Source organism: Hydrotalea sp., assembly GCA_030054115.1.
Classification (GTDB): Bacteria; Pseudomonadota; Alphaproteobacteria; order JASGCL01; family JASGCL01; genus JASGCL01.
In genome coordinates this window covers 1-11,947 of record JASGCL010000040.1, presented here as the reverse complement: position 1 = coordinate 11,947, position 11,947 = coordinate 1, and the positions used below count along the sequence as shown (strand labels likewise).

Sequence of the window (11,947 nt, the reverse complement as noted above, 5' to 3'; positions counted from 1 at the left end):
CCCCCTCACGCCGCGCGGTTCATTTTTTCGGCGATGGTCTCGTCATATAGTTTTTCAAACATGTGCATCGTGTTGTCGATGTTGTGTTTTTTTATCATGGCAAGGCTGGCCTTGCCCATGGTGGCGCGCAACGCCTCGTTATCAAATATTTTTTTAATTTTGAGGGCAAGGTGCGCCGGGTTTTTTAAATCAAACAAATAACCATTTTTGCCGCTCTTCACCAATTCGGGCAGGGCGGCAACCCGCGCCGCCAAAATGGGCAGGCCGGATGCCATGGCCTCCATCGTTACCAGGCTTTGCAATTCGGCGATGCTGGCAATGATAAAACAATTGGCAAGGGCATATAACCCGGGCAAATCTTCATCGGGCACAAACCCCAAAAATGAAACGCGGTGTTCAAGCCCCAGGGTCTTGCTCAGTTTTTTTAAATTCTCTAACTCGGCACCCCTGCCGGCGACGACAAAATGACAATTGTAATCCTGGCCGGAATTTTTGCCGGAATTTTTCGGTAACTTGGCCATGGCCTGCAAAACGAAATCAATCTTTTTTTCCAAATCAACCCGCCCGACAAACAGCAATAGTTTTTTGTCTTTTGGCAAATTGTATTTATCAAGCAAATAAGGGTCATTGTGTTTGGGGTTAAACAAATCGGTGTCGATGCCGCATGATATTGGCAACACCGTGCGCTTGTAACCATTTTTCTGCATGATATCGATAGAGCTTTTGGTCGGTGTGGTGGTGCGGTCAACCTGTTCATAAACGCGGCAGAAATCGCGCCACGCCCAGCGGCAAAATGATTTTTCGATCCATGGCACGCGATAAAACGGAATATAATGGATGATATTTTCGGGGATAGAATGGTTGGTGCCGATAACTGGTATATGATATTGCTTCGCCAGGGCGATAACGGTGCGCGCCACCGGGTAATGCCCCTGCACATGGATGATATCGGGCGAGAAGGCATGGATTTCCTTTTCCACCTTTTTTTTCAGGCCGAGGTTAATCGCCACGCGAAAAGAATTTTTTTTATAAATGCCCGGCGCAAACGACGCCATGCCAACAACCGGCACCCCGTCGATAACCCGGTCCTCGGTGCGGTGCGTTTCAGACAGGGCCATGACCTTGATAATATGGCCACGTTTTTTTAAATACCATGCCAGTCGGTGGGTGAAATTAATCATACCACCAATCATGGGGAAATAGATGTCCGAAACAATAAAAATACGCATAACTCAACACAATAGTCCACGGGGGCGCAATACCCCCTCGTAGCATTTTCTTGTCGAAGCTAATTGTCAATCGTTGCCAAAATAACGGGCGGTGGTCTTGTGGGTCTTGGTGAGAATATCGCGTATAAGGTGTTTTTCTTTTTTGCGCGCCGTTTTTAATTGGTGCTCGGGGCGTTCCATCGCGGTCAGGATATTTTCCTTGATATCATGCTCGCTGACAATTCTGCCGCGGGCGGAAATTCCCGCCTCATGCACTTTGTTTTTATCGCCGCACACCAAATGATGCCAATCGGGCAAATCCTTGCCTTCATCGACCAACCGATAGGCGCAGGTTTCGGGTAACCAATCGATGGTCTTAACCTTGCGCGGCGTTAATTGCACGCAATCGGGCACGAATTTTTTTCGTTCCTTATAATTTTTGCATTGGCAGGTTTGGCCGTCCAGCATGTGGCAGGATATATTGCTGAATATCATATCGGCGCCATCGTCAAGTTTATGCAAACAACATTGCCCGCAACCATCGCACAGCGATTCCCATTCGCGCTGGCTCATCTCGCGCAAGGTTTTTGTTTGCCAGAATTTTTTTTGTGTGTTCATAAAAGAGGAGGGGCAGCGGCCTTTAACCTTATAACAAAAAAAACAAGGCGGTTTTTACGCCAGTGAATAATCAAGGTAACTGCGATAGGCGGGAATTTGCGCCCGCGCGTGGTTCATCGCCTTGCTATCAAGGTCGACCACCAGCAATTGATTTTTTTTGAAGCATTTGTTTTTTGCCTCGGCCACGACGCGCCCCCAGGGGTCGACCACCAGGCTGTGGCCAAATGTGCGCCGCCCGTCGGGGTGGCGACCGGTTTGCGCCGGCGCGATTATCCAGCAGGCATTTTCAATCGCGCGGGCGCGTAGCAAGCTATGCCAATGGGCCGCGCCGGTGGTGGCGGTAAAGGCCGCCGGCACAAAAATCACCCCCGCCCCCATGTGGTTTAATTTGCGGTAAAGATAGGGAAAGCGCAGGTCGTAACAAATCGTTAAGCCCAATTTGCCAAATTCGCCGGCGTCAAACGGCCCGTCGCAGGTTACAACATTGCGCCCCGCCACCACCGACAATGATTCGCGATAGGATTCACCATCGGCCAAATCAATATCGAAAAGGTGAATCTTGTCATAGTGCGCCGCAATGTCGCCCTTATCTGAAATCAACAGCGAGCGGTTGTGAAATTTTTTATCGTCGTCGTTGGCACCACGTGCCCGCAATAAATAAGAACCAAGCAGAACCCATAGGCCTAATTCCCTCGCCAAATCACGAATGGTGATAAGATAGGGGTCTTCCTCCTCATAAAACAAAACATTCCAGGCGGTATTTTTGTCGCGTTCCATGATATTGCATACCTCGGGGAAGGCGACCAACCGCGCGCCACGTGCCTTGGCGCGCTTGATAAATTTGGTGATGAGGGCGATATTTTTTTTCGGGTTGCGGCCACTGCAAATTTGCGCCACGGCGATGCGGTTTGCGGTGGCGGATGGTGCTGTGCTTGTGGCGGCGGGTTTGCTATGGTCGGGGCCGGCAGAATCGTTGCCGGTCGGGTTATTGCCCGGGTTATTATTCGTGGCTGTTTTTTCTTCACCCATTTTTTTATCAATCGTGCTATTAGCCATCATGTTATTCGTCATTACATTGTTTGGGGAATTATTCGGGGTGTCAGTCATGTTATTACCATTCATATTATTAATCGCGCTATTGGTCGCGATGCTTGTCCTAGCGCATGCTACATTTTCAAGAATCGATAGTAATTTATTTTACAACAAATGGCAATGAAAACCTGCATCATCGACAATTTTGATTCCTTCACCTTTAATTTGGTTGATTTGGTGGCCAGCCTGTCCGCCGATAATAACGCGCCGCGCGTTATAAAAAACAATCAATGCAGTGCGGATGAGGTTATCGCCGGTGATTATGATAATATTATTATTTCGCCCGGGCCCGGCACGGTGGAGCGCGCCGCCGATATCGGCATTTGTTTGGATGTCATCGCCGCCACCCAGAAACCATTGCTGGGGGTTTGCTTGGGGCATCAGGCCATTGCCTACCACCACGGCGGGCGCAAACCCGGGGTTATCAAAACCGGCACCGCGGTGCATGGCAAGGCGACCAAAATTTTTCACGACGGCACCGGGTTGTTTGCCGGCCTGGCCAACCCATTAACCGTTGGGCGATACCATTCATTGTTGGTGGATGAAGCAACCTTGCCCGCCGATTTGCGGGTTGTCGCGCGGGACGAAGCCGGCAATATCATGGCGATTGTGCACCGCACCAAACCGATACATGGCGTGCAATTCCACCCCGAATCGATATTAACCGACGGCGGTAAAAAAATGATGGAGAATTTTTTTACCCTGAGCCTTAGCAATAAAAACCCCGCCGATTTGGCGAAAGAATTATCGACCGCCAGCACGCAGCCAACGCCGAAAAATAAAAACCACGGCCAGCAACCAACCAAAGAAATTATTTGTCGCCGGTGGCCGACGGCATTATCGATGGCCGATATATTTTCTAACCATTTTTTGGCAAAATCGCCAGCCATATGGTTGGATGGCGACGACAAAACCGGTTGGGGGCGCGGCGGTTTTTCATACATCGGCATTGGCATTGGCGCGGGTAAAAAAATATTGCAGGTGGCGGATGTTGGCGATGGCAATATAAGGGGCAAAATTTCCGGCGATGATTTTTTAGCCCAAGTTGCCGCCGCTAGCCAAGAATTTTTGTTCAGCGATGAAACCTTGGCTAGCCTGCCGCCCGAGGTTCGCGCCGGCAATTTTTTTGGCGGGCCGATGGGTTTTTTGTCTTACGAAGGTCGGGTGTTATGTAGCGATGCCTTCACCGCCGCACCAACGCAAAGCAAAACAAGCGCGATACCCGATGGTTATTTTATCCGCGCCAATTTGTTGGTTATCGAGCATAAGGCCAGTGGTCAAAAATACCTGCTGGCGATTGCCACGCAACAAGAACGCGCCATGATGGAGCAATGGCTTGACCAGTTGATGGCCGAGACGCCAGGTAAAAGCAGTAGCCCGGCACAACCCACAACAGCTAACAACAACCAATCGACGCGGCCAACTATTACTTGGCGGTTTGATAAATCAAAAAATAATTATATTAATAATATCACCACCGCCATCGCCGCCCTGAAACAGGGGGAGGTTTACCAACTATGCCTTACCAATCAATTAACGGCGGCGGTGCCGGCCGGTGAACCGCAAGAAGCCGCGCCGCAACCTTTCGACCTTTATTGTCATTTGCGCGGCGATAACAACACGCCCTATCGCGGGTTTATGTCACTGGACGCGCGTGATAATGAGCAAGCAAAAGCAGACGACACAATGACAAAACCCGCCGACGCGCTGTTGTGTTTTAGCCCGGAAGAATTTTTGCAGGTCTCTCCCCACGGCAAGATAACCACCAAGCCAATCAAGGGCACGGCGAAACGCGGCGCAACCAAGCTTGAGGATGACAGGTTGGCGCAACAATTATTGTCGTCGGCAAAAAACCACGCCGAAAATATCATGATTGTCGATTTACTGCGCAATGATATCACGCGGGTGGCAATTCCTGGCTCGATTAAGGTCGAAAAAACCTGCGCCCTGGAAACCTATGACAAGGTTCACCAATTGGTCAGCACCATAACCGCGCAATTAGACGATAATAGACATGTGGTTGATTTGTTGCGCGCGTCATTTCCCGGTGGGTCGATGACCGGCGCGCCAAAAATTCGCGCCATGCAATTAATTGAACAGATGGAACAACGCCGCCGTGGAGTCTATTCCGGTATTTTTGGTTATGTGGGGGCGGTTAATAATGGGGGTGGTGCGGGCGGTTCGGCCAGCAGCCTGGCCATGGTGATTAGAACGCTGGTGGTTGAAAAGCACAAGAATACTTGGCGTTACAGCCTGGGGGTGGGCGGTGGCATCGTGGTTGATTCCAACCCGGCCGACGAATGGCAAGAATTGCTGTGGAAGGCCGCTGGGATTATCGAATCGCTAAAAAAAATAATGAATGTAACCATCGACGAACAATAATATAGATAATAACATGAGCGATAATAATCATTCGGCTGGCGCACAATCAACCACGCCCCCCATCACGCACTGCATGGTCGATGGCGAATTGTTACCGGTGACGGGCAAACACCTGTCGTTGTTTGACCGTGGTTTTTCATTGGCCGATGGTTTGTTTGAAACGATATTGATAAGAAACGGCCGCGTCATTTGGTGGCAAGAACATATGGCGCGGTTAACCGCCGGCGCGGGCATATTAAGAATTCATCTGGCGGAAAAATTCCAAGAAAATCTTCAAGAATTATTATTGGCCGATGTCGAACGATTACTTCGCGCCAACCATGCCGATAATCAAAAACTTTATGTTTTGCGCATTACCCTGACGCGCGGTGTGGTCAATGGTCGCGGCCTGTGGCCGGGTGCTTTGCAACAACCATCGCCGGCAATTGCCCCAACCATCACCATGGCGCTTACGCCCCATCCAGCCTTTCCGCATTTTACCACCGCGCCGGTCGCGGTTACCATCGCCAATGTCACGCGCAAAAATCATCGCTCCCCCCTGTCGGCGATAAAATGGCTGGGGGGGTATGGCGATAACCTGCTGGCGCGCGCCCATTGTGGCGCGGGGGTCGATGACGCGCTCCTCCTCAACACCGCCGACAATTTGGTGTCGGCCACGGTGGGCAATGTTTTTTTGCTGTTCGCTGATGGTTGGCGCACCCCCGCGGGCAACGACGGCATTATCCCCGGCATTGCGCGGCAAATGATATTGGCCAGTGGTATCATCAAGCTGCACCCGGCCACCATAAACCAGAACGATATAAAAAACGCCAAGGCAGGCTTCATCAGCAACAGCCTGTCCCTAAGCCCGATAAAAACCATCGACGGCCGCCCATTGCCCAATGTTGATGGGGTGGGGGCGGTTTGTGCCGATTTGGCACGACTTTATGGCGAATTATAATTGCGAAAAAAAAATGGCTCGGCTATAAAAAGATAAAATTTTATATCTATTTTTTAGGAAAAAAATCAGGCAAAACACGAAAGCAATATGGAACAAATAAACCACAGCAATGTTTTATCGCTTTTTTTGGCGCGGGCCGAAAAATACCAAAACAGCCCCTGGCTGTTCGCCAAAAGCGGTAACGAGGACAAATCCTATTGGAGCGGCGTCACATGGCGAGAGGTTTCTCGCCGCGTCAATTTTTTGGCGCAATATCTTGAGCAGATGAACCTTGGGGCCGAGCCCAAAATTGCCATTTTATCGGAAAGCCGCCCCGAATGGATTATCAGCCTTTACGCCATTTGGGCGATGGGCGGCACGCCGGTGCCGATAATGCCCGGCACCGCGGCGGCGACCATCGATTATATTTTGCAAAATTCGGAGGCCAAGGTCGCCATTATTTCCAACAAACAGCTTTTTCAACAGGCCGATGGCCCGACCATCAAGCGCAAGGTCAAGCATATCATCGGTTTTAGCGGCGACCTGGCGCAAATTGCCCCAACCGGTAGTAAGTTCCATTATTTTTCGCAAATCATCCACGGCACGCAACGTATGCACGGCGGCGGCCAGGGGGATAAGGTTTCGTTGCGCGAACGGGCGATGTCGATATTGCCGAACGCAACCTCGGCCATTCTTTACACATCGGGCACATCGGGGCGGCCACGCGGGGTTATGCTGACGCACCAGGCGCAATTGGCGATAATCGATGGCGTCATGCCATTGTTCGAACGTCTGCCAAAAATGAAACAGGGCCGCGAATCATTTTTGTCATTTTTGCCGCTCAGCCATTGTTACGAATTTAACATCGTGTCGGTTATCGCCATGGCGTTGGGGGCGCGGGTTTACTTTGCTGAGGGGTTAGACAAATTGTCGCAAAATATGTTGGAGGTTAAACCAACCATCATGACCGCGGTGCCAAGGTTGTATGACGCGTTGCGCACCCGCGTGTTGGCGCGCGTCGAATTGCAAAAGGGCATGACCAAAAAATTATTGCTAAAAACAATCGAACTGGGCATGAAACGCGCCTTGCGAAAAAAAATGACGTGGCAAGAAAAAATCATTAATTTTTTTCTATCGCTTATCGTGCGGCGCAAATTAAAAAAATCATTCGGTGGGCATTTAAAGGCCTTTATCTCCGGCGGGGCACCATTAAGCCCGGAGGTTGGGGCATTCATCAACGCATTGGGCGTCAGGGTTTTGCAAGGCTATGGCCTGACCGAGGCCTCGATCGCCGCGACGGTCAATTTGCCATTTGACGAGCGAATGGATTCGGTCGGCGTGCCGATTAAAGGCTTGGATATAAAAATTGCGCCCGACGGCGAAATTTTGTTAAAGGGGCCAACCCTGATGAATGGTTATTGGCGCGACCCCAAGGCCACCAAGGAAGCCTTCACCGCTGATGGTTATTTAAAAACCGGCGACATTGGCAAATTGGACAACGGCCATTTATATATCACCGACCGCAAGAAAGATATTATCGTCAACAGCGGCGGCGAAAACATCGCGCCGCAAAAAATTGAAAATGCCTTGCAACTCGAACCGGCGATTCGCCAGGCGATGGTTTATGGCGACAAAAAATCTTACCTGGTTGCGCTGTTGGTGGTGGCCGAGGACGTGTGGCAACAACATGGCAAAAAACCGGACGAATTGAAAAAAATATTGCAGGCCGCGGTCGACCGCACCAACAAAAAATTGGCGCAATTTGAAAAAATCAGAAAATTTACCGTCACGCCGCAGGAATTCACCATCGCCAACGAAATGCTGTCGCCGACCCTCAAACTCCGCCGCCACGCCGTCCTCGAAAAATACAAAAAAGATATCGACGGGTTGTATCGGTAGTGGGGGTTCGCCCGCTTGACCCGCGTGCTTGTGCCACAAAGGGGGGGGGGTAGTGGTATTTTTGCTCAGCCGTTTTCGCAATTTAAATTGGCGAATTTATTGCCCTCAAGCAGCGAAGCGGTAGGGCGAGGTTATTGCCCTCAAGCAGCGAAGCGGTAGGGCGAGGTTATTGCCGATGATAAATATCTTCCAAACGTTCGATGTCGTCCTCGCCCAGGTAACCGCCGGTTTGCACCTCAACCAATTCCAAATTTTCCGTGCCGATGTTTTCCAGGCGGTGAATAAACCCCAGCGGAATGTAAATCGACTGGTTGCGCTGTAAATCAACATCCTTCAACGTGGCCATGGTCTCGCCCAATGTTACGCGCCCCGTGCCCTTAACCACCACCCAATGTTCCGACCGGTGTTTGTGTTTTTGCAACGAAATTTTTGCTTTGGGTTTTAAAAATAATTTTTTGACTTGATAACCATTGTCAATTTTTAACGATTGATAATAACCCCACGGTCGCGTTACCGCGCTGTGGTGGGTGGTAATATCGTGCGGGTGGGCGTTTTTCGCCTTGCCCTGTTGTGTTTTTATATTGGCAACCAGGTTTTTCATCTCGCCCAATTTATCCAAATCGGCAATCAACAAAGCATCCTTAGACGCAATCACCGCCTTGTTATCGACGCCAAGCAGGGCGATGGTCTGCTCCCCCTGGTTAATGACCAGGTTGTTGGTCGATTGTTCCATCACCACCGGCGGGGGGGTGATGCTGTCGGCCTCGTGGCTTTCGTGAACATAATTGTTGTTCTTGTCGCTTTGGTGCAGGCGTTTGATTTCATCGAAACTGCCCAAATCGGACCAACCCCAATCGTCGTTCTTGCCCATGGTGGTAACAAATGTTTTTTTGCTTTTTTCCATAATGGCGTAATCAAACGACAGGGGTTTAATTTTTTCATAATCCGCCGCCAACCAATCGAACGACCAATCATCGTTTGAATCTTTTTTTATGCCGGCAATTGCCGCCGCCACCAATTTATATGTCTCGGGGTGTAGACGTTTATATTCATTTATCACCGTGTCCGCGTGGAACATAAAAATCCCGCTGTTCCATAAATAACCCTTGGCGATATATTTTTTGGCGGTGGCGGCGTCGGGTTTTTCCTTGAAGCTATCAATCGGCAAACAATGAAGCGATTTCCCCAAGTTGCCTTTTTTTATTTTTTTGAATGACGGCAAAATATAACCATAGTTTTTTGACGGCATGCTGGGGTGAATGCCAAATGTAACAATCGCGTCATGCTCAACCCGCAGGGTTTCCACCGCGCAGGTCAATGCGGCGTAAAATGCCGCCGGGTTCGCAATATAATGGTCGCATGGCAAAATCAACATCATGCCATTTTGGTCGTCGCCGTTTTTGGCAACCTGTTGCTGGTGGTAAATGCTGGCCGCCAAAATCGCCGGGCCCGAATCGCGACCCGCTGGTTCCAACAATATGGTGGCGTGGGTGCCCTCGGCACGTAATTGGTCGTGAATAAAAAATTGATGGGCAACCGCCCCGCCGATGGTGCCGGCGCCAACGCAGGTTACATCCCCCAGCAACAAATTGGCCGTTTTGGGCATTTTTTTCAAACGGGCGAGGGTGCCCTGAAACAGGCTTTGGTTTTTTTCCAGCAGGCTTAAAAATTGCTTGGGCTTGGCCTTGCGCGATATTGGCCATAACCGCGACCCGGTGCCACCGCATAACAAAACGGGGTATATCGTTGCCATATCGCTTTTCATGTTATGGTTGGTTTATATAATTGCCTGCCGATTGTCAATCAAGGTCACGGCCATTATGGCGCCATTGCAAATCACGTTGTTAAATAAAATGAAATTTGTTAAGTAAACCAAATGAAGAAAAAAGCGGTTATCACTGGCGTCACTGGTCAAGATGGTTCTTACCTTGCCGAATTGCTCCTTAATAAGGGGTATGAGGTTCATGGTATAAAACGTCGCACCTCGCTGTTTAACACGGCGCGCATCGACCACCTGTTCCATGACGAGCATGAGGGCAAACAGAATTTCCACCTCCACCATGGCGACATGACCGATTCCTCCAGCTTGATTCATATTTTGGCCGAGGTTAAACCCGATGAGATTTATAACCTGGCGGCGCAAAGCCACGTTGCGGTTTCTTTCGAGGAACCCGAATACACCGCCAATTCAGACGGCATGGGGGCATTAAGATTGCTGGAGGCTATCCGCACCCTGAAGCTGGAAAAAACTACCCGTTATTATCAGGCCTCAACCTCTGAACTTTATGGCGGTATTTATAAGGAAGCACAAAGCGAAACCACGCCATTTTACCCGCGCAGTCCCTACGCCGCGGCCAAATTATACGCCTATTGGATAACGGTTAATTATAGGGAGGCCTATGGTATTTTTGCCTGCAACGGCATTTTGTTTAATCACGAATCGCCGGTGCGGGGTGAAACATTTGTGACGCGCAAAATCACCCGCGCTTTGGCGCGAATAAAATTGGGCAAGCAGGCATGCCTCTATCTTGGCAACATGGATTCCCTGCGCGATTGGGGGCATGCCAAGGATTATGTCGAGGCCATGTGGTTGATGTTGCAACAGGATAAGGCCGAGGATTTCGTCATCGCCACCGGCAAGCAATATGCGGTGCGTGAATTTGTCGAACTGGCGGGCAAGGAATTGGGCATGAACATTACCTGGCGCGGCACCGGCACGAACGAAGTGGGTTTGTGCGATGGTAAGGAAATCGTGCGCGTCGACCCAAAATATTTCCGCCCGACCGAGGTTGATACCTTGCTGGGCGATGCCAGCCGCGCCCGCGCCAAATTAAAATGGCAACCAAAAATTTCGTTTGCTGAATTGGTGAAGGAAATGGCCGCGTCTGATTTGGCCGAAGCAAAAAAATTATGAGGATTTTTTTAAGCGGCGGCCGTGGCATGGTGGGGCGCAACAGCCGCGAACACCCATTGGCCAAACAACATGATATTATCGCGCCGGTGCGGCCCGAATTGGATTTGCTCAATTTCGCCGAGGTAAAAAAATCAATGAAGGACGCCAAGCCCGAGGTGGTGGTGCACACCGCCGGCCGGGTCGGTGGTATTATCGCCAACATGAATGCGCAGGGCGATTTTTTAATCGAAAATTTTGAGATGGGAAAAAATTTGGTGATGGCCGCCAAAGAATTGGGCGTGAAAAAATTTATCAACTTGGGCAGTTCCTGTATCTACCCCAAGACCGCGCCAAATCCGTTGAAGGAGGAATCGATGCTCAGCGGTAAATTTGAACCAACCAATGAAGGCTACGGCCTGGCGAAAATGGCGGTGTTGAAACTATGCGAATTTTTATCGGCGCAGGATAAATCGTTGCAATACAAAACCCTTATCCCGCCCAATTTGTTTGGCCGTTATGATAATTTTGACGCGGTGACATCGCATTTTCCGGCCGGCGTGATTAGAAAAATTCACCAGGCGGTGCAGGCAAAAAAAACATCGGTTGAATTATGGGGCGATGGCACGGCGCGGCGCGAATTGATGTCGGCCCATGATTTGGCCGGGGCGATATGGTTCGCGCTTGACCATTTGGCGCAATTGCCGCCGGTGGTGAATGTCGGCGTTAACCACGACATCACCATTTTGGAATATTACCAGGCGGCGGCCGAGGTGATTGGCTTCACGGGCGAATGGCAATTTCTGCTGGACAAGCCGGTGGGCATGAAACAAAAAATTATGGACTCGCAATTTTTTCACCAATTGGGTTTTAAGCCAACCAAATCCTTGCGCGACGGCATCAAGGATTCCTACGATTATTTTTTGACAATATAATTAT

General features: G+C 50.1%; 9 protein-coding genes. 5 read left to right on the top strand and 4 right to left on the bottom strand.

Features of this window, described 5'->3' with window-relative positions; translation table 11 throughout:
• Window positions 1-5 precede the first annotated feature (5 nt).
• From QM529_06640 to QM529_06630, 3 genes are all read right to left on the bottom strand, one after another.
• Window positions 6-1,181, bottom strand: a complete 1,176-nt coding sequence (locus tag QM529_06640; GenBank protein MDI9314331.1) for a glycosyltransferase — start codon at window positions 1,179-1,181, stop codon at window positions 6-8.
• 114 nt (window positions 1,182-1,295) lie between these two features.
• Complete coding sequence (locus tag QM529_06635; protein ID MDI9314330.1) at window positions 1,296-1,826, bottom strand: YcgN family cysteine cluster protein; 531 nt, start codon at window positions 1,824-1,826, stop codon at window positions 1,296-1,298.
• A gap of 54 nt (window positions 1,827-1,880) precedes the next feature.
• Window positions 1,881-2,933 carry a carbon-nitrogen hydrolase family protein gene (locus QM529_06630; protein ID MDI9314329.1) on the bottom strand — a complete coding sequence of 351 codons (1,053 nt, stop codon included), beginning with the start codon at window positions 2,931-2,933 and terminating at the stop codon, window positions 1,881-1,883.
• A gap of 105 nt (window positions 2,934-3,038) precedes the next feature.
• Here QM529_06630 and QM529_06625 point away from each other — a divergent pair, with 105 nt between their 5' ends.
• From QM529_06625 to QM529_06615, 3 genes are all read left to right on the top strand, one after another.
• Entirely contained in the window at window positions 3,039-5,300 is a 2,262-nt protein-coding gene (locus QM529_06625) for a chorismate-binding protein (GenBank protein MDI9314328.1), read from the top strand.
• A gap of 13 nt (window positions 5,301-5,313) precedes the next feature.
• Window positions 5,314-6,240 (top strand): aminotransferase class IV, encoded by a 927-nt coding sequence (locus QM529_06620; protein ID MDI9314327.1) that lies wholly within the window; start codon window positions 5,314-5,316, stop codon window positions 6,238-6,240.
• Window positions 6,241-6,327: 87 nt separating this feature from the next.
• Window positions 6,328-8,118 carry an AMP-dependent synthetase/ligase gene (locus tag QM529_06615; GenBank protein ID MDI9314326.1) on the top strand — a complete coding sequence of 597 codons (1,791 nt, stop codon included), beginning with the start codon at window positions 6,328-6,330 and terminating at the stop codon, window positions 8,116-8,118.
• 166 nt (window positions 8,119-8,284) lie between these two features.
• Here QM529_06615 and QM529_06610 read toward each other — a convergent pair whose 3' ends face one another.
• A complete protein-coding gene (locus QM529_06610; GenBank protein ID MDI9314325.1) occupies window positions 8,285-9,883 on the bottom strand; it encodes a mannose-1-phosphate guanylyltransferase/mannose-6-phosphate isomerase in 1,599 nt (532 codons plus the stop codon).
• Window positions 9,884-9,994: 111 nt separating this feature from the next.
• Between QM529_06610 and gmd the strand changes: the two genes are divergently transcribed.
• Both gmd and QM529_06600 read left to right on the top strand, forming a co-directional pair.
• A complete protein-coding gene (gmd, locus tag QM529_06605) occupies window positions 9,995-11,032 on the top strand; it encodes a GDP-mannose 4,6-dehydratase (GenBank protein ID MDI9314324.1) in 1,038 nt (345 codons plus the stop codon).
• A complete protein-coding gene (locus QM529_06600; GenBank protein MDI9314323.1) occupies window positions 11,029-11,943 on the top strand; it encodes an NAD-dependent epimerase/dehydratase family protein in 915 nt (304 codons plus the stop codon). The genes gmd and QM529_06600 overlap by 4 nt, the downstream gene beginning before the upstream one ends.
• Window positions 11,944-11,947 lie beyond the last annotated feature (4 nt).